The 23,234-nt window shown below is 43.3% G+C and carries 22 protein-coding genes and 1 tRNA gene; 16 read left to right on the top strand and 7 right to left on the bottom strand.

Annotated elements, in window-relative coordinates; genetic code table 11:
* Positions 1-10 precede the first annotated feature (10 nt).
* The 3 genes from FLP08_RS12585 (at position 11) to dusB (ending at position 6,558) form a co-directional block, all read left to right on the top strand.
* Positions 11-2,962 (top strand): serine hydrolase domain-containing protein, encoded by a 2,952-nt coding sequence (locus tag FLP08_RS12585; protein WP_156277091.1) that lies wholly within the window; start codon positions 11-13, stop codon positions 2,960-2,962.
* A gap of 109 nt (positions 2,963-3,071) precedes the next feature.
* A complete protein-coding gene (locus FLP08_RS12590; RefSeq protein ID WP_156277093.1) occupies positions 3,072-5,492 on the top strand; it encodes a TonB-dependent receptor domain-containing protein in 2,421 nt (806 codons plus the stop codon).
* Positions 5,493-5,565: 73 nt separating this feature from the next.
* Positions 5,566-6,558: a tRNA dihydrouridine synthase DusB gene (gene dusB / locus FLP08_RS12595; protein ID WP_156277095.1), complete on the top strand. Its 993-nt coding sequence runs from the start codon at positions 5,566-5,568 to the stop codon at positions 6,556-6,558.
* Here dusB and FLP08_RS12600 read toward each other — a convergent pair.
* Together FLP08_RS12600 and rbfA are read right to left on the bottom strand one after the other, a co-directional pair.
* Entirely contained in the window at positions 6,555-7,757 is a 1,203-nt protein-coding gene (locus tag FLP08_RS12600) for an ABC transporter permease (RefSeq protein WP_156277097.1), read from the bottom strand. The genes dusB and FLP08_RS12600 overlap by 4 nt on opposite strands.
* Position 7,758: 1 nt before the next feature.
* Complete coding sequence (gene rbfA / locus FLP08_RS12605) at positions 7,759-8,154, bottom strand: 30S ribosome-binding factor RbfA (RefSeq protein WP_156277099.1); 396 nt, start codon at positions 8,152-8,154, stop codon at positions 7,759-7,761.
* A gap of 99 nt (positions 8,155-8,253) precedes the next feature.
* Here rbfA and mce point away from each other — a divergent pair, with 99 nt between their 5' ends.
* The 4 genes from mce to FLP08_RS12625 all read left to right on the top strand — a co-directional run bounded on the left by mce (position 8,254) and on the right by FLP08_RS12625 (position 10,284).
* The gene (gene mce, locus FLP08_RS12610) at positions 8,254-8,652 is read left to right on the top strand and encodes a methylmalonyl-CoA epimerase (RefSeq protein ID WP_156277101.1); all 399 of its coding nucleotides are present in this window, start codon (positions 8,254-8,256) and stop codon (positions 8,650-8,652) included.
* 67 nt (positions 8,653-8,719) lie between these two features.
* Positions 8,720-8,793, top strand: a tRNA-Ile gene (locus tag FLP08_RS12615).
* Between the two features lie 239 nt (positions 8,794-9,032).
* On the top strand, positions 9,033-9,551 hold the full coding sequence (locus FLP08_RS12620) for a hypothetical protein (protein ID WP_156277103.1): 519 nt from the start codon (positions 9,033-9,035) through the stop codon (positions 9,549-9,551).
* Positions 9,552-10,017: 466 nt separating this feature from the next.
* Positions 10,018-10,284, top strand: coding sequence for a hypothetical protein (locus FLP08_RS12625; protein ID WP_162431062.1), 267 nt, complete (start codon positions 10,018-10,020; stop codon positions 10,282-10,284).
* On the opposite strand, the gene FLP08_RS12630 is transcribed toward FLP08_RS12625, so the two are convergent.
* The gene (locus FLP08_RS12630; RefSeq protein ID WP_156277107.1) at positions 10,268-10,855 is read right to left on the bottom strand and encodes a riboflavin synthase; all 588 of its coding nucleotides are present in this window, start codon (positions 10,853-10,855) and stop codon (positions 10,268-10,270) included. The genes FLP08_RS12625 and FLP08_RS12630 overlap by 17 nt on opposite strands.
* 61 nt (positions 10,856-10,916) lie before the next feature.
* Between FLP08_RS12630 and pdxA the strand changes: the two genes are divergently transcribed.
* From pdxA to FLP08_RS12675, 9 genes are all read left to right on the top strand, one after another.
* On the top strand, positions 10,917-11,963 hold the full coding sequence (gene pdxA / locus FLP08_RS12635; RefSeq protein ID WP_156277109.1) for a 4-hydroxythreonine-4-phosphate dehydrogenase PdxA: 1,047 nt from the start codon (positions 10,917-10,919) through the stop codon (positions 11,961-11,963).
* A gap of 95 nt (positions 11,964-12,058) precedes the next feature.
* Positions 12,059-12,592, top strand: coding sequence for a YceD family protein (locus FLP08_RS12640; RefSeq protein WP_156277111.1), 534 nt, complete (start codon positions 12,059-12,061; stop codon positions 12,590-12,592).
* Positions 12,593-12,605: 13 nt separating this feature from the next.
* Positions 12,606-12,803 carry a 50S ribosomal protein L32 gene (rpmF, locus tag FLP08_RS12645; RefSeq protein WP_131398098.1) on the top strand — a complete coding sequence of 66 codons (198 nt, stop codon included), beginning with the start codon at positions 12,606-12,608 and terminating at the stop codon, positions 12,801-12,803.
* A gap of 180 nt (positions 12,804-12,983) precedes the next feature.
* The gene (locus tag FLP08_RS12650) at positions 12,984-13,982 is read left to right on the top strand and encodes a beta-ketoacyl-ACP synthase III (RefSeq protein ID WP_156277113.1); all 999 of its coding nucleotides are present in this window, start codon (positions 12,984-12,986) and stop codon (positions 13,980-13,982) included.
* Positions 13,983-14,000: 18 nt separating this feature from the next.
* The gene (gene accB, locus FLP08_RS12655) at positions 14,001-14,501 is read left to right on the top strand and encodes an acetyl-CoA carboxylase biotin carboxyl carrier protein (RefSeq protein WP_156277115.1); all 501 of its coding nucleotides are present in this window, start codon (positions 14,001-14,003) and stop codon (positions 14,499-14,501) included.
* Between the two features lie 67 nt (positions 14,502-14,568).
* Positions 14,569-15,918, top strand: coding sequence for an acetyl-CoA carboxylase biotin carboxylase subunit (accC, locus tag FLP08_RS12660; protein WP_156277117.1), 1,350 nt, complete (start codon positions 14,569-14,571; stop codon positions 15,916-15,918).
* Between the two features lie 109 nt (positions 15,919-16,027).
* Positions 16,028-17,149 carry an NAD(P)/FAD-dependent oxidoreductase gene (locus tag FLP08_RS12665; protein WP_156277119.1) on the top strand — a complete coding sequence of 374 codons (1,122 nt, stop codon included), beginning with the start codon at positions 16,028-16,030 and terminating at the stop codon, positions 17,147-17,149.
* Positions 17,146-17,817, top strand: a complete 672-nt coding sequence (gene mtgA / locus FLP08_RS12670) for a monofunctional biosynthetic peptidoglycan transglycosylase (protein ID WP_156277121.1) — start codon at positions 17,146-17,148, stop codon at positions 17,815-17,817. The genes FLP08_RS12665 and mtgA overlap by 4 nt, the downstream gene beginning before the upstream one ends.
* Positions 17,817-18,272: a GreA/GreB family elongation factor gene (locus tag FLP08_RS12675; RefSeq protein ID WP_156277123.1), complete on the top strand. Its 456-nt coding sequence runs from the start codon at positions 17,817-17,819 to the stop codon at positions 18,270-18,272. Before mtgA ends, FLP08_RS12675 begins: the two co-directional genes overlap by 1 nt.
* Here the strand turns inward: FLP08_RS12675 and FLP08_RS12680 are convergent.
* The 4 genes from FLP08_RS12680 to mscL all read right to left on the bottom strand — a co-directional run bounded on the left by FLP08_RS12680 (position 18,265) and on the right by mscL (position 23,176).
* Positions 18,265-19,233, bottom strand: a complete 969-nt coding sequence (locus FLP08_RS12680) for an ABC transporter ATP-binding protein (protein ID WP_156277125.1) — start codon at positions 19,231-19,233, stop codon at positions 18,265-18,267. The two genes, FLP08_RS12675 and FLP08_RS12680, sit on opposite strands and share 8 nt — an antisense overlap.
* Positions 19,234-19,319: 86 nt before the next feature.
* Complete coding sequence (locus FLP08_RS12685) at positions 19,320-21,476, bottom strand: prolyl oligopeptidase family serine peptidase (protein WP_156277127.1); 2,157 nt, start codon at positions 21,474-21,476, stop codon at positions 19,320-19,322.
* 91 nt (positions 21,477-21,567) lie between these two features.
* Complete coding sequence (locus FLP08_RS12690; protein WP_156277129.1) at positions 21,568-22,557, bottom strand: aspartate-semialdehyde dehydrogenase; 990 nt, start codon at positions 22,555-22,557, stop codon at positions 21,568-21,570.
* Between the two features lie 190 nt (positions 22,558-22,747).
* Entirely contained in the window at positions 22,748-23,176 is a 429-nt protein-coding gene (gene mscL, locus FLP08_RS12695; RefSeq protein ID WP_156277131.1) for a large conductance mechanosensitive channel protein MscL, read from the bottom strand.
* Positions 23,177-23,234: the final 58 nt, after the last annotated feature.

Here is a 23,234-nt window from a genome sequence, read left to right on the forward strand (position 1 = left end):
TGAAATTGAAATGAGTTTAAACAAAAACCTACTCCTACTTATCTGCGGAACGATCCTGGGATTCAACCTTAGTGCCCAGGAATCAAAAATTAATAGCCCGGAATTCCTGAAATATGAAAACAGTAAGTGGGTAGATTCAATCATGGCTACACTTACCCCTGAAGAGCGAATCGCCCAGTTATTTATGATCCCGGCTTTTTCGAATAAGGATGAAGCCCATAAACAGGAGATCCTGGAGCAGATCGAAAAATATAAAATAGGCGGACTCATTTTTATGCAGGGAGATCCCAAAACCCAGCTCAAATTAATGAACGATTACCAGCTGGCTTCAGAAGTCCCGCTCATAGGTGCCATAGATGCCGAATGGGGCTTGGGGATGAGACTGGATAATTCCATTAGCTTTCCTTATCAGATGGCATTAGGCGCCATCCAGGGGGAAGAGCTTCTTTACGAGATGGGAGTCGAGATCGCGAAACAGATTAAGCGCAGTGGCCTGCACGTGAATTTCGGGCCGGTAGTAGATGTAAATAATAATCCGCAGAACCCGGTGATCAATTACCGGAGTTTTGGCGAGGACAAGCAGAATGTTGCCAGGAAAGGAATTGCTTATATGAAAGGGATGCAAAGCCAGAATCTCCTGGCCACAGCCAAACATTTTCCGGGACATGGCGATACAGATACAGACTCTCATTATGCCCTTCCGCAGATTAACCACCCTTTTGAAAGGCTGGATGACCTTGAGATGTATCCCTTTAAAGAACTTATCAATGCCGGTATAGGCGGCGTGATGGTTGCCCACCTGGATATTCCGGCACTGGATTCTACGGGTGCGCCTTCAACCCTTTCTAAACCTATCATTACGGGTATACTTAAGGAAAAACTGGGCTTTAAAGGACTTATCGTCACCGATGCCATGAACATGAAAGGGGTGGCTGAAGGTAATGAACCAGGGGAAGTAGACATGAAAGCGGTGCTGGCCGGGAACGACCTGCTGGAATTTTCTGATGATATTCCAAAGGCAATTGCCGAAATTCAGAAAGCCATCAGGAACGGCTTGATCAGCCAGGCCGAGATCGATGCGCGCTGCCGGAAGATACTCGCTGTAAAACAATGGGTGGGACTGGATAAATATGAACCGATCCCGGTGAAAAATATCGAGGAAGAGGTGAACAGTCCTGAAGCGCAATGGCTCAACCGAAGGCTGGTAGAGGCTTCCCTCACCTTGCTGAAAAATGAGCATTCAATTTTGCCGCTACAAAACCTGGATACCTTAAAAATAGCTTCGGTTTCTATTGGGGCTTCAAAGACCACAGATTTTCAGAAAAGCCTAAACCTCTATACCAGGGTTAAGAACTTTCAGCTGGAACGGGATGCAACAGCTTCAGAAATAGAGGAGCTAAATGAAAAATTGAAAGATTATAACCTGGTGGTACTGGCGTTGCATGATTTCAGCATCAGGCCAAGGAACCAGATCGATCTTTCGCCGGTGGTGCAGAAGTTTATTTCAGAAAGGGCCCAAATGAAAAACAATATTTTCAGCCTGTTCAAGAATCCTTACGTGATAAACAGCCTTGAAAATATTGAAAATTCAGAGGTACTTATCGAAGCTTACCAGGATTCCGAGCTGACTCAGGAACTGGCGGCGCAGCTTATTTTTGGCGGGATTGGAGCTTCCGGTAAATTACCCGTAAGTATTGGTGATAAGTTCTCGGCGGGCGACGGACTCGATTTAAAGGGAGGGCTGCGTTTTAAATATACCGCACCAGGAGATGCCGGGATGGATGCCAAAAAACTGGGCAGCGCGATAGATTCCCTTATGCAGCAGGCGATGAGTGCCAAAGCAACCCCGGGTGGAGTGGTGCTGGTCGCAAGAGATAAAAAAGTTGTCTTTCACAAGGCTTATGGGCTACATAAATACAGCGATACTATCCCGGTGGAAAAAACAGATCTTTACGACCTGGCTTCGGTAAGCAAGATCTCCTCGGCCCTGCCAGCGATCATGAAGCTCTACGATGAAGGCCGCTTTGACCTGCAGGCGGGAATCGACGATTACCTGCCCTATTTTAAAAATTCGAACAAGGCCGGCATTCCCTTCAGGCAGATATTTGCCCACCAGGCACGCTTTAAGCCCTGGATTCCCTACTGGAAAAATACCCTGAGAAATAATGGCAGTTATAAGTGGAATACCTTTAAAAAAGATTCCTCTTCCAGGTATCCGGTTAGGATCAGTAATGACCTTTGGCTGCACAGGAACTACCAGAAAAAGATCTACAGGGCAATTAAAAAATCTCCCTTAGAACAGGAGGCAAAATATAAATACTCAGGTCTGGTTTTCTATTTGCTGCCCGGGATAGTGGAAGAGATTACCGGTGAAGATTATGTAAATTATTTGGACAGGAACTTTTACAATAAACTTGGAGCAACCACGCTTACTTACAATCCATCCAAAAAGTTCGAACTGGAAAGGATAGTACCAACCGAAAGTGATTTTAATTTCAGGCATGAGGAGATACACGGCAATGTTCACGATGAGGGCGCGATCATGATGGGCGGAGTTTCAGCAAATGCCGGGCTTTTCGCCAATGCCAACGACCTGGCCAAACTTATGCAGATGTATCTTGACATGGGTGAATATGGCGGGCAAAGATATATCGAAGCCTCCACTTTGAAGGAATTTACCAGGACCCAGTTTCCTGAAAATGATAACCATCGTGCCCTGGCCTTTGATAAACCATACCTGGAATACAGGGGCGAGGATAGCAATACAGCCCGGGATGCCAGTTCAGAGAGTTTTGGCCACACCGGTTTCACAGGTACCATGGTCTGGATGGATCCGCAGGAAGATCTTTTGTATATTTTCCTGTCTAACCGTGTGCTGCCTACCCGGGATAATACCCGGCTGTATAAACTGAACACCCGCACGCAAATTCAGCAGGCTATCTACGATTCCATAGAAAATTAATAATCCCTTTGAGAATTCTTCTTCCGGAATGATAGAGGTTTAAAACTTGCGCAAAAGACGATAAATTCTATATTTGTTAAGCTTTTGCCCAAATTTGACCTAACCATTCATGAAATTAACAAAGTTCACCCCCCTTATATTAGTGCTTTTTTCCTGTGCGCTACATTCCCAAAATAAGTTAAGCGGAAACATTCAGAACCAGAACAAGGAGCCGGTAGCCTATGCGAATGTCATCCTTTTAAGTGCCGAAGATTCTACCAGTGTCTATAAAGGAAGTATTTCTGAAGAGAACGGGGATTTCGTCATAGAGAATGTGCAGGATAGCAGTTATCTGCTGAAGGTGTCTTTCGTGGGGTACCAGGATGAGATCAAAAAGATAAAGGTAAAGGGAGATACAGACCTGAAAACCCTAATACTCCAGGAAAGTTCTGATGCCCTGGACGAGGTGGTGATCAATGCCAGAAAACCTGTGATAAGAAGGCAGGTGGACAGGCTGGTCTTCGACGTGGAAAATTCTACTCTTTCTACCGGAAATTCCTTTGAGATCCTGAAACGTACTCCCGGTGTGATCGTAAGCCAGGGAAATTTACTCATCAAGAACAGGCCGGCCGAGGTTTATATTAACGACCGTAAGGTGTATTTGAACTCTCAGGAACTACAGCAATTACTGGAAGGCTTTTCCGCAGAGAACATCAAATCTGTTGAGGTGATCACTAACCCGCCGGCTAAATACGATGCAGAAGGCGGTGCGATCCTGAACATAGTGACTTCAAAGAACATCTCTATTGGTTACAAGGGAAGTATCAATGCCTCCAACACCATAGCCGTGCTGCCAAAGTATAACATCGGGACCAGCCATTACTATAAGACCGATTGGCTGAACGTTTATGCAAGTTACAACTATAACCAGCGTGACCTCTATAAACAGGACGAATCTTTCGTAGAATATTACAGGCCTAACGGTGATGTAGATTCAAGGTGGTTTACAGATTTTGAAAGGACTACCGAAAGGGAATCCCATAGCCTGAATACCATCCTGGACTTCACTCTTAACGAGGCCAGCAGCCTTAGCCTGAGTGCGAACATGCTGTTCACCCCAAAATCTGATTCAGATCTGGGTGGACCTACCGAGATCTATAATGCTACGAATACGCTGGACTCTTTGTTTACCACAGACAGCCGCCTGGAAAACGAGACCGATAATATACTTTTAAGCGCTTCGTATAACACTGCTTTGGGTGAGAATGCCAGTCTTGCCGCGGTTGCCAATTACATCAACTATGACGACCGGCAGACGCAGGACCTCATGACCCAATATTTCGATGCCCAGGGAAATCTTCTTAACGACAATTCATTCTTCACCATTGCCAACCAGAACAGTGATATTTTCACCGGGCAGGTAGATGTAAGCAGCCCGCTGGGCTCTACAGATTTTGAAACCGGGATGAAATACTCCGGCCTCAGATCTGATAGTGGCCAGGATTTCTTTGACCGGAATAATGATCTGAACGAATTTGACGCTAACCTTTCAGACCTGTTGAATTACCAGGAAGACATTTATGCGGTTTATGCCAGCCTTTCCAGAGACTGGGAAAAGATAAGCCTGAAGGCAGGTTTAAGAGGAGAGTATACCGATGTGCAGGGAGTTTCGGAATCTCTGGGACTGGTTAATTCCCAGGAATATTTTGAGTTGTTCCCAACTTTTTATTTGAGCTATACACCCAGCGATGATCATTTCTTTAGCGCAGATTACAGCCGAAGGATCAACAGGCCGGGATTTGAAAGTCTTAATACCTACAGGTATTTCATCAATGAAAATAACTTCCAGGATGGGAACCCAGACCTGATGCCTTCAATTTCGAATACCATAAAATTCAGTTATGGGTACAGGAACATTTTATTCTTCGACCTTTATTGGGATAAGGTAGATAATGCCATCGGCACCCTGCCTTTTCAGGATAACCAGAACAGGAACCTTAGGTCTGCCAGCCTGAATATGGATTTCCAGCAGCAATTCAGCTTTGATGTCACCTATTATAATTATTTAAAAGACTGGTGGATGCTCTATGCGTATACCTCATTCTTTTTTATGCAGAATGACTTCCCAGCGCTGGAAAGCGGCGGACAAACCGTGACCAACGATGTGTTCAGCACATATTTTACCGCTTCTAATTTTCTAACCCTTTCAAAAGACAGGAGCTTTTCCGGGGATGTTGGCGTTACCTATGTGCCAAACTTCATTTCCGGTTCCTATCAGTTTGAAGAGGCTCAGTTCGGGTTAAATATAGGTTTAAGAAAGACCTTCTTCGATTCCAGGCTGGTGGCTACCCTGAACCTGGAGGACGCTTTCAACCAGATGAACATTCCGCTTAGATCACAATATCTTAATCAGAATAACGGGTATTTTGCCAGGCCAGAATCAAGAATGCTGAAGTTTGGACTTATCTATAAATTCGGGAATTTCAAGCTTAGTGATAACAAGCGGGCTATCGATGCCGAGGAGAGCCAGCGCTTAAAGTCTCAGAATTAAATTCATAGCTGGGAGAACTAATTTTCAGGCATAGGAATTATTTAGTAATTTTGCGACCTGAAAAACAGAAGCTTTGGCAAAAATTGGAAATATAGATGTAGGAGACTTCCCGTTGCTGTTGGCACCGATGGAAGATGTGAGTGACCCGCCATTCCGCGCATTGTGCAAGGAGCAGGGAGCAGATGTGGTATATACAGAGTTTATCTCGTCAGAAGGGCTTATTCGCGACGCGGCGAAAAGCACCATGAAACTTGATATTTACGAAAAGGAACGTCCGGTGGGCATACAGATCTTTGGTGCTAACCTGGAATCCATGCTGCAGTCTGTAGAGATCGTGGAAAAATCGGGACCAGATATTATCGATATCAACTTTGGCTGCCCGGTGAAAAAAGTGGTTTCCAAAGGAGCAGGTGCCGGTATCCTTAAAGATATAGACCTTATGGTTTCTCTTACCGAAGCTATGGTGAAGCACACCAAGCTGCCTGTGACGGTAAAAACCAGGTTGGGCTGGGACCATGATTCCATTAAGATCGTTGAGGTAGCTGAAAGGCTTCAGGATGTTGGTTGCCAGGCAATTTCCATTCATGGTCGTACAAGAGCGCAAATGTATAAAGGTGAAGCCGACTGGGCTCCGATCGCCGAGGTGAAGAACAATCCCCGCATGCATATTCCAGTTTTTGGAAATGGAGATGTAGACAGCCCGGAGCGTGCCATGGAAATGCGCGATAAATTTGGGCTGGATGGAGCTATGATAGGCCGTGCCAGTATAGGTTACCCGTGGTTCTTTAGGGAAGTGAAGCATTTCTTTAAGACCGGGGAACACCTTCCGCCTCCAAATATGAAAGAGCGTTTGGATGCTGCCAGGAGACACCTGCAAATGGCGATCGACTGGAAGGGCGAGAAGCTGGGTGTTTTCGAAACCCGTCGTCATTATACCAATTATTTCAAAGGAATCCCTCACTTTAAGGAATACCGAATGAAAATGGTGACCAGTGATGATTCAGCAGATGTATTCGCGGCATTCGACGAGGTAGAAAGAGAATTCGCAAATTACGAATTCGCCTAGGCAAGCGCTTTTTTACTTCTTCCGGCGGCAATATAAGAAGCTATAAGCCCCAGAGTGAAGATCGTGAATATTACGATAAGCACGTTTTCAAGTTTCATTTGTACCGGGTAGGGCAGGTTTGGTGTGATCATTACCAGGTCGTAATTCATCTGGAGCGTGATAAGTATCATGGCTACGATCAGGCCAATTAATCCACCCAATCCCGTCATTAACATTCCCTGTAAAAAGAAGATATTCTTGATCTGGTTTGGGGTTGCCCCCAGGCTGTGTAAAGTTTTGATGTTCTCACGTTTGTCCAGGATCATAACGATAATGGAGCCAACCACATTAAATAAAGCGATGGTAAGCACCAGAGTGAAGATGAGGTAAACGAACAGGTTCTCTGAATTAAGCATTTTATTCAGAGCGTCATTGAGCTCTGCGCGGGTTTTTACGATACTGTTTTCCCCAAGTATATACTTAATTTCCGTACTTACCGCCTCGGGGGATGCTTCTGGAATGAGCTTGAATTCCACACCAGAATATTCATTATCTCCCATGTCCAGCAAACCCTTGGCGAAATTGATGTTGGTAAAAACATATTTGTCGTCCAGTTCTTCGTTCACACTATAGATCCCGCTTACAATGGTTTGTCTCGCATTGAAGGCATCCTGTATGTTGGTCATGGTCACCTGGCCCTTACCGGGTTTTGGCACCATTATCTTGAGAAGGTTCTGGTAATTAAAGGTGCCCACATCCAGCAGCCTGGAAAGCCCGTTCCCGATCACGACCTGAGGTTCACTTTTGGTTAACCAGGTTCCGAAAACCACTGCACTGTCTATTTTGTTAACCAGCCGGTAATTCTCATCTACGCCTTTGATATAGGCAGGATTGGTCTTGGACTTATAACTAAGAATGACTCTTTCTTCAACGATCTTGCTGAATTCGGCAATGCCCTCAATTTGCTGAAGGCTTTCTAACTGATCTTCAGAAATATTCAGCACTTTACCCTGGGCTGGGATGGCTTTAAGGTCGGGATCGAATTCATTCGAGAAGGAAAGGCTGAAATCCCTGAGACCGGAGAATCCGCTAAGAACTATAAATAGCGAAAAAGCCCCGGCGAACACTCCAATCGCGGCAATAATCGTAATGATATTGATCGCATTGCTCTTACTTTTGGTAAAGAGGTAGCGTTTGGCAATATAGAGCGGGAACTTCAAATTAAGATTTTTTCCTCTTGTCTAATAGATCTGGATTGGAAATCGGGTCCTCCTTGCCTTTTATCGACTTTTCTATTCCGTCTATATATTCCAGAGAATCGTCAATATAGAAATTAAGGTCTGGCATTTTTCTAAGCTGATGCTTGGTACGCTGCGCCATCTGGTGCTTGATCTGCGATTTCTGCTCGTTGATCTCCTTGATCACCTCCTCCTGGAACTTAGAAGGGAAAATGCTTACATAAGCCTTGGCGATAGAAAGGTCGGTGGTGACACGCACTTTGGAAACAGAAATCAAGATCCCTGTCCTGCCACTATCCCTAAGAGAATTCTGTAGGATATCAGCAAGGTCCTTCTGCAATAATCCACCTATCTTTTTTTGTCTGTTTGTTTCTTCCATGCTACAAAAGTAAAATTTTTAACTGTGATAATCTTCATCTGGATGAATTTGAATGATATAACAATATTTATGGATATTTGTTTCAGAAAAATAATAAAGATGAAGCGAATAGAACATATAGGAATTGCGGTAAAAGACCTGGAGGCGGCCAATAAGACCTATGCGGCGATGATGGGAGCAGAGCCTTATAAAAGTGAAACCGTAGATGGAGAGGGAGTGACCACTTCTTTCTTTAAGGTGGGTGAAAGCAAGATCGAACTGCTGGCAGGAACCAGGCCCGATAGCCCAATCTCAAAATTTATCGAAAAAAGAGGGGAAGGTATCCACCATATGGCCTTTTATGTAGATGATATCAGGGCTGAAATTGAAAGGCTTAAAAAAGAGGGTTTTAGATTATTGAATGAGGAACCTAAACCTGGAGCAGATAATAAAATAGTTGCCTTTATGCATCCCAAGGATGCGAATGGCGTACTGGTAGAGCTGTGTCAGGAAAAATAGGAATATATTTGTTTGGTGCGTAACTTGCAATTATCTAAATTTGCGCTCGCGATACAAATACGTATCAGGTCCCATAGCTCAGTTGGTTAGAGCACCTGACTCATAATCAGGTGGTCCTTGGTTCGAGCCCAAGTGGGACCACATAGAAAACCTGTCTTTTTTAGACAGGTTTTTTTTATTCTACTAAAACGGCAGATAGCTTTTTTCAGAACTTAACTTTCTATTCTTAATTAGGGAATATAGTTGCAGTGAAAATCATTTTAGCAGTTACTAGTCAAAAGTATTTCTGAAATAATTTCGTAAATTTAATTTTAGCTTTTTCAATTTTCAACAACTCTTACCGGGCCAACTAAAACCTACCTGCTCATTAAATCATAATCATGCGAAGGTTAATAATTATCCTGGTTAGTATCTGTTCGTTTATCACAAGCGGACAGGAGCAGGAAAGCTTTAATATTACAGGTGGAGCTGGACTTTTGGAACTGTTCCATATTGGTGGGAGATTTCAGTTAGACCAGTCCGAATTAGGATTTAATATAGGAACCGTACCCTCACCAGATGAAGATATTATTTCGCTCCAGGCCAATTACCTTTATCATTTTGGAGGTTCCTCCGATCTCTCGGCCAGGCGCCCTTGGTATCTAAGAGGTGGCTTTACTTTTATCAGGTCAGATACTGAGTTCGAGCTTACTAAATATTCAATAGTGGATCTCAGAATTGGAAGAGATTTCAATTTTTCTGAAAAATTCGGAGTTCAGATCGATTTAGGACCTGCCTATGTGATTTCTGAAGATGTGAGAGAAAAACAAGACACTGATGATTTTTGGTTTTTCTTTGATATCGACCTTGAAAATGAAGTCCTTCCGGTTATCTGTTTTACGTTTTATTACAGGATTTGATAAATAGAATTTACTATCCGACAGATCCAATCTTCAAATAATCATTGAATTCAATCTTTAATTCAACATTAGTTAAAGTTCATCTGCTGCAGAAATTATGTATAATTCTTGGATACATTTAATCCCCTGGTATTTTTAAAATAATTAAAGAAAATTTTGGATTTGCATTAACCTATTATATAACTTTGATAAACCCTGAAGTGATTGATTTTTAAGTGTCTGTAGATTTTTATTTTTTCTGACCCAAACAGAAATGATCAAAATTAAAATCTTTTACTATATATAATACGTATGTTTTTTTGAATTCAGTATTTTGAAGCTAAGCTAACTTAGGCTATCATCGCGGTGGCATAAAGAAAAGCCTTACATTAGGCACTGAATTGTTTAGAAAAAAAGTAAATTAGAGGCATACGCCGATAATATCAACTGGTTATCAATGGCCCGAATTAGAACAATATTTCTGATTTTGATCCTTTCTCTAGGGGTGAGTATCTATGCTTATCCTCCACAGGATGAAAAAGGTCCACCCGAGCCTAATAAACAGCAAAGTGGTCGTCGCGGCCCGCCATGTGATCCAGGAAATGGGAATGGTGGCGGTAATGGACAAGGTGTTCCACCGCCTCCTGGTCTATGTCTTCCCATAGACGATTATGTGTATGTGTTAATGGCCGTAGGCGTAATGTACGGTTGTTACAGGCTTCGGGATTTTGAGAATACTAAGACAGCTCAGTGATCCTCTTCACATATTTGCCTATTACATCAAATTCAAGATTTACCACATCTCCCTTTTTTAGATGCTTAAAAGTGGTATGCTCGTAGGTATAAGGGATTATTGCGACGCTAAACTGAGTCTTTTTGGAATTCACCACCGTTAGGCTCACTCCGTTCACGGTGATCGAACCCTTTTCTATGGTAAGATTTCCAATATTAGGATCGTATTCAAAAGTGAAGTGCCAGCTCCCATCGGCCTCCTCAATATTTATGCAGGTTGCGGTCTGGTCTACATGACCCTGCACAATATGGCCATCGAGCCGGTCGCCTAATTTCATGCCTCTTTCCAGGTTTACAGGATCCCCGGCTTTTAAAGTGCCCAGGTTGGTTTTTTCAAGGGTTTCCTTAACCGCAGTAACCATATATTCTTCATCCTGTAGGGAAACTACTGTAAGACAGGTTCCGTTATGAGACACGCTCTGGTCTATTTTAAGCTCGGGAGTCATTTTAGCCTTTACCTTAATATCCAGGTTACTACCAGATTCTTTGATTTCAGTGATTTTTCCTATCTCTTCAACTATCCCTGTGAACATGCTTTTCTATAATAATGGTTACATTTGTGTGTAAAATTAAAATATTATATCGGGAAACTTTATGAAACAAGATGAAATGATCAAACTGGGAATTAGTATTGGTGATCTAAATGGGATTGGTAGCGAGATTGTACTTAAGACCTTTGATGATTCCAGGATGCTGGATTTTTGTACCCCGATTATCTTTGCGAACACCAAGATCCTTAATTTTTTAAAGAAGCAATATAAACTGTCCCTGCATTTTCAGGGAATAGATCATCCTTCTAATGCCATAGACGGGAAAGTGAACGTAGTGAACGTTTGGAAGGAAAATGTGAATATCAATTTTGGAGAAGAAGATACCAAAATAGGGGAATACGCTTTCAGGTCACTGGAAGCGGCTACTGCAGCTTTGAAGAAGGACGAGATAGATGTGCTGGTTACGGCTCCTATCAATAAAGCGACCATACAGTCAGACAAGTTCAAATTCCCGGGTCATACAGATTACCTGGCCCGTGAACTGGGAGGCGAAAGTCTTATGTTCATGATCACCGACAATCTAAAGGTTGGTTTGCTAACAGACCATGTTGCACTTAAGGACATCGCTTCGGTAATCACGCCAGATCTAATCGAGAAAAAGATCAGGACCATACAGGAGACCCTGAAGAAAGATTTCAGGATAAGAAAGCCTAAGATCGCGGTTTTAGGCATTAATCCTCATAGCGGAGATAATGGTTTGATAGGAAAGGAAGATGAGGAAGTACTGAAGCCTACTATTAAAAAATTAAGGGATAAAGGAGACCTGGTATTTGGACCATATGCCGCAGACAGTTTCTTCGGAACCAAGAATTACAAGAATTTTGATGCGGTTATCGCTTCCTATCACGACCAGGGACTGGTGCCATTTAAAACTCTTTCCTTCGGAAGAGGAGTTAATTTCACCGCCGGACTTTCCAAGGTAAGGACTTCCCCAGATCATGGAACTGCTTTTGAGATCGCGGGCAAGAACGAGGCTAATTTAAATTCATTTAAAGAAGCTGTGTTTAAGGGAATTGAGATCTATAAAGCCAGGGAAGAATACAAGGAGCTAACCGAAAACCCATTAAAGAAACAAGGGAAGAAGATATAAACAAAAATTTGTTTATAAAAAGAGCATAATTGATTAATTTTTATATCTTTGCACCCGCCTTAACGGAAACGTTGGGCACTCAAAACTGAGGAGAGATGAGGAATTTAGCAGAGTTTACAATTCCTTTCAAGGGATTAAAGCTTGGAAAGCACCAGTTTGAGTATGAGCTAGATAACAGGTTCTTTGAACATTTTGAGTACGAGGAATTCAATAGCGCCGATGTAAAGATTGACCTGTTGTTCGAAAAGAAAAGCACCATGATGGAGCTTACCTTTAGGGCGACGGGAACAGTAAATGTTAACTGTGATCTTACTAATGAGCCTTATGACCAGCCGATAGACAATGAACTATTCCTGGTAATAAAGTTCGGTGATGAATTCAATAACGAAGATGAAGATCTACTAATTATTCCTCATGGGGAATATGAAGTGAATATTCAGCAATATATTTATGAGTTAGTCGTACTTTCGGTGCCTCAAAAGAGGATTCACCCGGGAGTGGAAGACGGCACATTAAAGTCTGAAGTACTCGATAAGCTAGAAGAGCTTAGTTTGAAAAATCAGAAAAAGAAGAAAGAGGATGATATAGATCCTCGCTGGGACAAATTAAAAAATTTACTAAACGAATAATTAATAGGAAGCCATGGCACATCCAAAGAGAAAAATCTCTAAAACCAGAAGAGATAAGAGAAGAACACATTATAAAGCTTCAGCTCCAAAAGTGGCTGTAGATTCTGTAACAGGTGAAGCACACCTTTATCACAGAGCTCACTGGCACGAGGGTAAACTTTATTACCGTGGTCAGGTATTGATAGATAATACCGAAGAAATAGAGGCTTAATAAGCGTTTAGAGCTTCAAAGATTAACAGGAACTCTCACATTGTGGGAGTTTTTTGTTTTTAGTTGATTAAGTCCTAAAAAGACCTTAATTTGCACGCCGGTTAAATTATAATTTAGTAATTTTCTATCTAAGGAATAGAATTGCAGAGGGCCGGTGAAGGGTGAATTAAATCCAAACTTATGAGTAAAATCACGGCAGCGATTACAGCTGTAGGTGCTTACGTACCTGAGGATGTTTTAACCAACAAGATGTTGGAAGAGATGGTGGATACAAACGATGAATGGATTACCACCAGAACAGGAATTAAAGAGAGACGAATCCTGAAAGATCCCAAAAAAGGAACTTCATTTTTAGCCATACAGGCGGCCAAAGACATACTTCGCAAGACCAACCTGGACCCAAAAGATATAGATTTAATAATTATGGCGACGGCCACTCCAGATATGCCCGTAGCTTCTACTGGTGTACACGTGGCGACCGAAATAGGTGCGACAAACGCATTTTCTTACGACCTGCAGGCAGCATGCTCCAGTTTTTTATATGGAATGTCTACCGCCGCAGCATATATTGAATCAGGTAGATATAAAAAAGTATTATTGATCGGGGCAGATAAGATGTCATCGATCATCGATTATACAGACAGGACCACCTGTATCATCTTTGGAGATGGAGCGGGAGCCGTTCTTATGGAGCCAAATACCGAAGGGCTAGGGCTTCAGGACGAACTTCTAAGAAGTGATTCCATTGGACGTGAATCTTTAAAGATCGAAGCCGGAGGATCTATAACTCCTCCTACCGAAGAGACCGTGGCTAAAAAGCTGCATTTTGTTCAGCAGGATGGTAAAACGGTATTTAAATTCGCCGTTTCCAACATGGCCGGGGTGAGCGAAGAGATCATGAAGAGGAACGATCTTTCTAATGAAGATGTGAACTGGCTGGTGGCACACCAGGCAAATAAACGAATCATAGACGCAACAGCAAAAAGAATGGGTCTTAACGATGAGTCTAAGGTCTTGATGAACATCCAGAGATATGGAAATACCACCTCTGCGACCTTACCATTATTGCTTAGCGATTACGAGAAGAATTTTAAAAAAGGAGATAATTTAATATTTGCCTCTTTTGGAGGTGGCTTCACATGGGGAGCTACTTACCTTAAATGGGCTTATAACTCATAAAAACCAACACCAATTATTATGGATTTAAAGGAAATTCAGAACCTGATAAAATTTGTAGCCAAGTCTGGCGCAAGCGAGGTGAAACTGGAAACAGGTGATGTAAAGATTACCATTAGAACAGGTTCAGACGAAAAGGAAACTACCATAGTACAGCAGGTTCCGCAGCAAATGCCACAGCAAATGGCGGCACCACAGCCACAGCAGCAACAGGCTCCTGCTCCACAGGAAAGCCCTGCTCCACAAAAAGAATCTAAAGATTCTGGCGATGATGAATCAAAATATATCACTGTAAAGTCTCCAATTATCGGGACTTTCTACAGAAAACCTTCTCCAGACAAGCCAACTTTCTGCGAAGTAGGAGATACGGTAAAAGAAGGAGACGTGCTTTGTATCATTGAAGCAATGAAGCTCTTCAATGAGATCGAAAGTGAGGTTTCAGGAAAAATAGTAAAAGTACTGGTAGACGATTCTTCTCCTGTAGAGTTCGATCAGCCTTTATTTTTGGTTGATCCATCATAATTTACTGCCCGTTTTAACAACTGCAAGCCCTCAAAAAAGGGCTTCAGAACTTTAAAAGCAACTAGGTATGTTTAAGAAAATATTGATTGCCAACAGAGGGGAGATCGCGCTTCGTGTTATCCGTACCTGTAAAGAAATGGGTATAAAAACGGTCGCGGTATATTCTACGGCAGATGCTGAAAGTCTGCACGTAAGATTTGCTGATGAAGCCGTATGTATAGGACCTGCGCCGAGTAACCTTTCTTATCTGAAAATATCGAATATCATTGCCGCAGCAGAGATCACCAATGCCGATGCAATTCATCCGGGATATGGGTTCCTGTCTGAGAACGCCAAGTTCTCCAAGATCTGTGAAGAGCACGATATCAAGTTTATCGGGGCTTCTCCCGAAATGATCTCTAAAATGGGGGACAAGGCGACTGCAAAAGCTACCATGAGAGCTGCAGGCGTGCCATGTGTTCCAGGTTCAGAAGGGATCCTGAAAGATTATAAAGAATGCCTTAAGCTGGCCAAGGAGATCGGATTTCCGGTAATGTTGAAAGCTACTGCCGGAGGTGGTGGTAAGGGAATGCGTGCCGTTTGGAAAGAGGAGGATCTTGAACCGGCATGGGAATCGGCTAGAAAAGAGGCTGAAGCATCCTTTGGAAATGATGGGATGTATATGGAAAAGCTTATTGAAGAGCCACGCCATATCGAGATCCAGATCGTAGGAGACAGCAGCGGAAAAGCCTGTCACCTTTCTGAAAGGGATTGTTCGGTACAACGCCGTCACCAGAAATTAACTGAAGAGACCCCTTCTCCATTCATGACCGATACCCTTCGTAAGAAGATGGGTGAGGCCGCGGTGAAGGCTGCAGAATTCATCAAGTATGAAGGAGCAGGAACCGTGGAATTCCTTGTAGATAAACATAGGAATTTCTACTTCATGGAGATGAACACCCGTATACAGGTAGAGCACCCAATTACCGAGCAGGTAATAGATTATGACCTTATTCGCGAGCAGATCCTTGTGGCTGCCGGGGTGCCAATTTCAGGAAAGAACTACTTCCCGCAATTGCATTCTATAGAGTGCAGGATCAATGCGGAAGATCCATATCACAATTTCCGTCCGTCTCCAGGGAAGATCACCAATCTTCATGCACCGGGAGGTCACGGGGTAAGAATAGATACCCACGTTTACAGCGGGTATATCATTCCGCCAAACTATGATTCCATGATCGCTAAATTGATCACCACCGCCCAGACCAGGGAAGAGGCGATCAATAAAATGAAGCGTGCCCTGGATGAGTTCGTGATCGAAGGTATCAAGACCACGATCCCGTTCCACAGGCAGCTGATGGATCATCCGGATTATATCGAAGGAAATTATACCACTAAATTCATGGAAGATTTCAAGATGAAACCCATGGAAGAGTAACAAGATCAACCCCGGAATTCCGGGGTTTTTTTATGCTTAAATTATGACCTCCAGCCTTCCCGATAGCTTGGAGGTTTTTTGTATTTTCAGCCTTAGAAAATACTAACCCATGAATTTTTCTTTCTGGGAAACCGATTCCTGGTTTTCCAATATCGATTATTGTATCGTTGGCAGTGGCATCACCGGGCTTAATGCGGCGCTAAGGCTGAAGCAGGCTGAACCCGGATCCAGGGTGCTTATCCTGGAAAAAGGCATGTTGCCGGAAGGTGCCAGCACCAAGAATGCCGGATTTGCCTGTTTCGGAAGTATTTCAGAGATCCTGGACGATCTTAAGACACATTCCCCCCAGGAGGTGGTAGAATTGGTTCAGAAGCGGAAAAGAGGCCTGGAATTGCTCCGGAAGAACCTGGGAGACGATGTGATCGATTACCAGGAAAAAGGAGGATATGAGCTATTTACTGAAGCCGATAAAGAACTTTACGAAGAATGCCTGCAACGTATCCCTCAAATAAATGAACTTTTACAACCGGTATTCCGGGAAGATGTGTTTGAAGTTGCCGAGAATAAATTCGGTTTCCGGAAAATTCAGCCTAAACTGGTGTTCAATAAGTTCGAGGGGCAGATAGATACCGGGAAAATGATGAGCGCTTTGGTAAAAAAGGCTATAGAAAAAGGGATAAGGATCCTTAATGGAGTTGAGGTGAGATCTTTCGAACAATCTAAGAATGGTGTAAATATAAATACTCCAGGCTTCAGCATTAAGGCTCAAAAACTGATCATAGCCACTAATGGCTTTGCATCCAGGCTGGGCATAGATGAGGTAAAACCTGCCCGTGCCCAGGTGCTGGTCACCAAACCCATACAGAACCTTCCTTTTGAAGGTACTTTCCACCTGGACAAGGGATATTATTATTTCCGAAATATCGGGGATAGGGTATTGTTCGGTGGCGGAAGAAACCTTGATTTTAAGACGGAAGAAACTGACGAGACCGGCCTGACCGATCTCATCCAGAATAAATTGAGGGAATTACTCGAGACCTGTATCCTGCCCGAAACCGAATTCGAGATCCAGCAGTCCTGGAGCGGCATCATGGGGGTAGGAGCACAAAAGAAACCAATAATAAAAGAGCTTTCTAAGAACGTCTTTTGCGGGGTACGTCTCGGCGGAATGGGGATTGCCATTGGCAGCCTGATAGGAAAGGAAATCGCAGAACTAGCCATAAGATCATGATGAAAAAATTTTTCAGATTTATTTTCAAGGTCCTTTTAGGTCTTTTCCTTTTTAGCATCCTCATCGTGGTGGTTTATAAGTTCGTGCCGGTGCCTTTCACGCCATTGATGGCGATACGATATTTCGAAAACCCCGAGGAGCCAATAGAGCATGACTGGGTACCAATAGAAGATATTTCAAGACATCTTCAGTTAGCGGTTATAGCAAGTGAAGACCAGAATTTTGAAAAACATAATGGTTTCGATTTCGAGGCGATTCAAAAAGCCATGGAAGATAACCGTTCCGGAAGGAAGATACGTGGTGCTTCCACCATCTCGCAGCAAACGGCTAAGAACGTTTTCCTTTGGCCCAGCCGTACCTGGTTCAGAAAAGGAATGGAAGCCTATTTTACTTTTCTAATCGAGATGCTGTGGAGCAAAGAGCGTATCCTTGAAGTTTACCTGAATTCCATTGAAATGGGAAAAGGCGTTTATGGTGCCCAGGCTGCCTCGCTCCACTGGTTTAAAAAAGATGCATCCAAACTTGGCCCATATGAAGCTGCCGCCATCGCCGCTGTCCTGCCAAACCCACGGGAATACAGGGCAAATCCAGCCAGCAGTTTTATACAAAGGAGAAAGAATTGGATCGTACGGCAGATGCAGAACTACGGAAAATTCATGCTGGAATAATGGGAGTAGAACTACGACAGAATTTAATTGTTGCCTGCTGGGAATACCTGCAAACCAGGGTAGAGGTGGTAAAAAAGTCTATGGAAGGACTTAAAGAAGATCTCGAGAACGAGTCTAAAAGCAGCGCCGGGGATAAATATGAGACCGGCAGGGAAATGATCAATATCGAATGGAATAAGTTAAGCGTACAGCTTAACGAATACGACCGCCTGGGCAATATCCTGAACAGGATCGAAGAATATAAGCCCAACGGCAATGTAGTTCTGGGCAGTACCGTGGTGACCAATGTCGCTAAATACTTTATTTCTATCCCGGCAGGAGAGATCAACACTGGGAAAGATAAATTTTATGCTGTTGGGATCAAATCACCTATCGCCCAGGTTTTACTAGGCAAAAAAGCAGGTGAAAAAGCAAAATTCAACGGGCGTGAATTTGAAATTCTGGAGATCACTTAAGCCTTTCCTCGATAAGTTTTTCCTGAACCTTTAGTGCTATGGTGTTTCCTGGCTGTATGTTTTTCTTATGTTCTACCAGGATCTCTTCTCCATTCAGTTTTGCCTGGATCAGGAAATTTTCTCCCTTAAAGTAAGTATTTCTTACTTCTGCCCTGATGGCTGAATCTTTCACAACGCTAATATCATGAGGATACAAGACCACTCTTTTCCGGCTGTTTTCATTCTCCCGGAGATTCTTCAGCATGATATGGTTCACATCGCCGAAGAGGGAGGCCACATACTTGTTGGGCGGGGATTTATATAATTGCTCGGGTGTACCGTCGGCATAAATATTTCCATTCTTCAGAACAAAGGTGCGGTCTGCGAAAGAAAGGGCATCGGTACTGTCGTGCGTTGCCACGATACAGGTGATATTTTGTTCCTTGAGATAGGAGAACAGCCGCCTTCTTAGATTGTTCTTTCTAAAATGGTCTATATGGCTGAAGGGCTCATCAAGCAGGATCAGTTCTGGCTCTTTGGCCAGTGCCCGGGCTAAAGCGATACGTTGCTGCTGCCCACCACTAAGTAGTTTCGCTTTCTTATCGGCCAGGTCTTCCATTTCTACCACTTCCAGCAACTCCCTGATACGCCTTTTCTTTTTGACGGGATAGAAATTACTGAGGTGTTTCCCTACATTTTCAGCCGCCGTTAAAGGTAGCATCAGGTCAAAATCCTGGGCAAGGTATTTAATAAAAGGTTCTCCGGGCACCAGGTTGAAATTGGGTCCCAGCATTTCTTCTCCGTTCCAGCTTACTTTCCCATCTGTATGTAAAAGACCGTAAATAAGTTTTAAAAGGGTGCTTTTTCCGCAGCCGCTTTCCCCGATCACCGAAACATTCTGACCTTTTTCGATCTCGAAACTGATGTTTTTTAAGACCGGTTCTTTTTGGTAGGCGAAAGATACTTTCTGAAGTTTCAGCATAGGAAAGAATATATTAGGCCGAAGTTAAAATAAAAAAAGCGCGGAACATAATCCGCGCTTTATCAATTTAAAGGGTATACCAGGTTTTATTGTCCCACTTCCTTCCCGATCTCTTTCGGAAGGTTTTTATAGCCCATATTGTAAAGGGTAAACCCAAAAATATCGGCATATTCTTCGATGATCATGCTGGTTGGTTTCCCTGCACCATGACCCGCCTTGGTCTCTATCCTGATAAGTACGGGCTCCTTACCGGCATGTTTATCCTGTAATTCTGCCGCAAACTTGAAAGAATGCGCAGGCACCACGCGGTCATCGTGATCTCCCGTAGTTACTAAAGTAGCAGGATATTCAACTCCTTCTTTTACATTGTGCACCGGCGAATAACCATATAGATATTCGAACATTTCCTTATTGTCCTCTGCAGTTCCATAATCGTAAGCCCATCCGGCACCTGCGGTGAAGGTGTGATACCTAAGCATGTCCATCACCCCAACGGCAGGTAAAGCCACCTGCATAAGATCTGGACGCTGGGTCATGGTTGCTCCAACGAGTAGTCCGCCATTAGAACCGCCACGTATGGCCAGTTTGTTACTAGAGGTGTAATTGTGGTCTATAAGGTATTCTGCAGCCGCGATAAAATCGTCAAACACATTCTGTTTTTTCATTTTTATACCCGCATCATGCCATTCTTTACCATATTCGCCCCCTCCACGGAGGTTGGCCACGGCATAGATACCACCCTGCTCCAGCCAGACGCTCATCGCGGTGCTGAAACTTGGGGTAAGGCTAATGTTGAATCCGCCATATCCGTAAAGAATAGTAGGATTTTTCCCGTCCAGTTCTATCCCCTTCTTATGAGTGATGATCATAGGAACCTTGGTGCCGTCCTTAGATTCATAGAACACCTGGGTGCTTTCATAATTTTCTGAATTGAAGTCTATGTTCGGCCTGTTGTAAACTTCTGAAGTCCCTGCTTCAATATCATATTTATAGATAGTCCCAGGAGTTACGTAATTCGTGAAGGAGTAATAAAGTACATCTTCGTCTTTCTTGGCGCCAAATCCACCTGCGGAACCGATTCCTGGCAGCTCGACCTCTCGAACCATTTTCCCGTCATAATCATATTGTTTTACCTGGGAAATGGCATCTTTCATATATTCTGCAAAGATATATCCGCCACCTTTAGAGGGACTTAATACATTTTCGGTCTCAGGGATAAGATCCTTCCAGTTCTCTGGAGAGGGATTCGAAGCGTCAACGGTAACTATCCTCCTGTTAGGAGCCTCAAGGTTGGTAACGATGAAAAGTTTGGAGCCACGGTTGTCCAGCACATAACTTTCAGAATCAAAATGATCAAGGATGGTAACCAGTTCTGGTTTCTCTTTGCTTAGATCCATAAGGTAAAGTTCTCCTCCTGCGGTAGAATTCCTGGCAGATATCACCAGGAACCTGTCGTCTTCGGTAGTATATCCTTGTACATACCTTCTCTTTTGAGCTTCGGTATCTCCAAAGATCACCTTGTCTTCAGATTGAGGTGTGCCCAGTTTATGAAAATATAATTTATGCTGGTCTGTCTTGGCAGAAAGTTCACTTCCGTCCGGCTTATCATAGCTGGAATAATAAAAGCCTTCGTTTCCTCTCCAGGACATACCGCTGAATTTTACATCCTTGATGGTATCTCCAAGGATCTCACTGGTTTCAGCATCCATTACGATCACTTTTCTCCAGTCGCTTCCACCTTCAGAAATAGCATAAGCTACTTTTTTACCGTTTTCAGAAAAGCTCAGGCCACCCAGGGAAGTGGTCCCGTCTTCGCTGAACTTGTTCGGATCCAGGAAGATCTCCGGTTTTCCATCCTCACCTTTTTTACGATACAAAACACTCTGGTTCTGCAGGCCGTCGTTCTTATAGAAATAAATGTAATCACCCTCGGTGAAAGGAGCGCCTAATTTCTCATAATCCCAAAGCTGGGTAAGCCTTTTTTTAAGCTCATCGCGATATGGGATCTGCTCCAGGTAATTAAAAGTGACCTTGTTCTGGGCTTTTACCCAGTTTTCGGTTTCCTCGCTGCGGTCATCTTCCAGCCAGCGATAAGGATCCTTTACCTCGGTACCGAAATAATCGGTCACCGTATCCACTTTTTTGGTTTCAGGGTATTTCAATTCGATTTGGTTTTGGCTATTTGCGGTGTTAGAATAGGTGATTAAACCCAGAACACAAATAGCAGTAGATATTTTTTTCATATTTCAAGTTTGATGAACATAAATTAAGACAAAAAAAGCCTGAAAGTGGAATTCTTTCAGGCTTTTAAATTTATTGAAATATTTGGAATTTCTATACCAGTTCTTTTTCCACCAGGTATTCCGCGATCTGAATGGCATTGGTAGCAGCTCCTTTTCTCAGGTTATCGGCTACGATCCACATATTCAGTGACCTTGGCTGGGAGTGATCTCTACGAATCCTTCCTACGAATACATCGTCTTTTCCTTCGGCATAGATAGGCATTGGATAGGTATTTACCGCCGGGTTATCCTGAACGGTAATACCAGGGAATTCGCTTAAAAGCTTCCTTACCTCTGCTTCATCAAACTCCTCTTCGAACTCCAGGTTCACAGATTCTGAATGTCCTCCCACCACCGGGATCCTAATCGCAGTAGCCGTCACATTCACTGAGTTGTCTCCTAGGATCTTCTTCGTCTCGTTAGTGAGCTTCATTTCTTCCTTGGTGTAACCATTATCCTGGAAAACATCACAATGCGGCAGGGCATTCCTGTGAATAGGATAAGGATAGGCCATTTCGCCATTTTCACCGGCATATTCGTTTTCAAGCTGTCGCACTGCCTTTACCCCGGTGCCTGTAATAGACTGGTAGGTAGAAACGATCGCCCGCTTAATACGGTATTTGTCGTGTAAGGGCTTTAAGGCCATTAAAAGCTGAATAGTAGAGCAATTGGGATTGGCAATGATCTTGTCATCACTGTCCAAAAGGCTGGCATTGATCTCGGGGATCACCAGTTTATGCTTTGGGTTCATTCTCCAGGCTGAAGAGTTATCGATCACCGTAGTACCTACTTCGGCAAATTTTGGAGCCCACTCCAGGGAAGTATCGCCGCCGGCTGAAAATAATGCGATCTCGGGTTTCATGGAAACAGCTGTTTCCAGTCCCACCACTTCATATTCCTTTCCTGCGAATGCTATCTTTTTCCCCACAGATCTTTCTGAGGCTACGGGAATTAATTCTGTAAGCGGAAAATTTCTTTCCTCCAGTACCTTAAGCATTACGTTTCCCACCATCCCGGTGGCTCCAACAACTGCTACTTTCATATTCTAGCGAAAATTTAAAATTTTGATTGCAAAGGTATTGCTTGCCTGCAAACCTGAATTACTTCAAAGCTATAAATTATTTAGCTTATATTATTTTATACGCATTTGTACATTTTGTTAAAAAAAGACCCCCAGCTTTTGGCCGGGGGTTTAAGGTTGAAATAAGTAGTGTAGCGGTAAGCGTACGTCTTTATGAATTCTGTTTTTTCAATTCGTCCCTTATCTCCAGTAGGATCTCCTCCTGGGTAGGTCCTTTTGGAGCCGGAGCTTCTTCTACGTTCTCCTTTTTCTTGGTCTTTTCATAAGCTCTTAGGATCAAAAATATAAAAAAGCCTATGATAATGAAATAGATGATCGCCTGGATGAGGTTTCCGTAGGTGATCACCGCGGCCTCAGCTTCTTTCGCCGCGTCGAGGGTTTCGTAGGACCTGCCGTCCAGGGAAATGAATTTTTGAGTAAAATCTATGCCGCCGGTAAATACCCCGATTAATGGCATGATCACGTCGTTAACCACCGAGGTCACGATCTTGTTGAATGCGGCGCCAATCACCACTGCAGTGGCCAGCATGACGATGTCCTTTTGAAAAAGGAAGGTCTTAAAGTCTTTTAAAAAGCCCATATTAAAGTATTAGTAGTTAGTTGAGCCCTAATTTAGATAAAAAAACTAAATGTAGCGA

It is taken from the genome of Christiangramia aestuarii, assembly GCF_009735585.1.
Lineage (GTDB): Bacteria > Bacteroidota > Bacteroidia > Flavobacteriales > Flavobacteriaceae > Christiangramia > Christiangramia aestuarii.

Bases quoted from the DNA above. Each gene is read 5' to 3' on its own strand.
- FLP08_RS12585 (WP_156277091.1), top strand. From the start codon at position 11: ATGAGTTTAAACAAAAACCTACTCCTACTTATCTGCGGAACGATCCTG.
- FLP08_RS12590 (WP_156277093.1), top strand. From the start codon at position 3,072: ATGAAATTAACAAAGTTCACCCCCCTTATATTAGTGCTTTTTTCCTGT.
- rbfA (WP_156277099.1), bottom strand. From the start codon at position 8,154: ATGGAAGAAACAAACAGACAAAAAAAGATAGGTGGATTATTGCAGAAG.
- mce (WP_156277101.1), top strand. From the start codon at position 8,254: ATGAAGCGAATAGAACATATAGGAATTGCGGTAAAAGACCTGGAGGCG.
- FLP08_RS12620 (WP_156277103.1), top strand. From the start codon at position 9,033: ATGCGAAGGTTAATAATTATCCTGGTTAGTATCTGTTCGTTTATCACA.
- FLP08_RS12630 (WP_156277107.1), bottom strand. From the start codon at position 10,855: ATGTTCACAGGGATAGTTGAAGAGATAGGAAAAATCACTGAAATCAAA.
- pdxA (WP_156277109.1), top strand. From the start codon at position 10,917: ATGAAACAAGATGAAATGATCAAACTGGGAATTAGTATTGGTGATCTA.
- FLP08_RS12640 (WP_156277111.1), top strand. From the start codon at position 12,059: ATGAGGAATTTAGCAGAGTTTACAATTCCTTTCAAGGGATTAAAGCTT.
- rpmF (WP_131398098.1), top strand. From the start codon at position 12,606: ATGGCACATCCAAAGAGAAAAATCTCTAAAACCAGAAGAGATAAGAGA.
- FLP08_RS12650 (WP_156277113.1), top strand. From the start codon at position 12,984: ATGAGTAAAATCACGGCAGCGATTACAGCTGTAGGTGCTTACGTACCT.
- accB (WP_156277115.1), top strand. From the start codon at position 14,001: ATGGATTTAAAGGAAATTCAGAACCTGATAAAATTTGTAGCCAAGTCT.
- accC (WP_156277117.1), top strand. From the start codon at position 14,569: ATGTTTAAGAAAATATTGATTGCCAACAGAGGGGAGATCGCGCTTCGT.
- FLP08_RS12665 (WP_156277119.1), top strand. From the start codon at position 16,028: ATGAATTTTTCTTTCTGGGAAACCGATTCCTGGTTTTCCAATATCGAT.
- mtgA (WP_156277121.1), top strand. From the start codon at position 17,146: ATGATGAAAAAATTTTTCAGATTTATTTTCAAGGTCCTTTTAGGTCTT.
- FLP08_RS12675 (WP_156277123.1), top strand. From the start codon at position 17,817: ATGGGAGTAGAACTACGACAGAATTTAATTGTTGCCTGCTGGGAATAC.
- FLP08_RS12680 (WP_156277125.1), bottom strand. From the start codon at position 19,233: ATGCTGAAACTTCAGAAAGTATCTTTCGCCTACCAAAAAGAACCGGTC.
- FLP08_RS12685 (WP_156277127.1), bottom strand. From the start codon at position 21,476: ATGAAAAAAATATCTACTGCTATTTGTGTTCTGGGTTTAATCACCTAT.
- FLP08_RS12690 (WP_156277129.1), bottom strand. From the start codon at position 22,557: ATGAAAGTAGCAGTTGTTGGAGCCACCGGGATGGTGGGAAACGTAATG.
- mscL (WP_156277131.1), bottom strand. From the start codon at position 23,176: ATGGGCTTTTTAAAAGACTTTAAGACCTTCCTTTTTCAAAAGGACATC.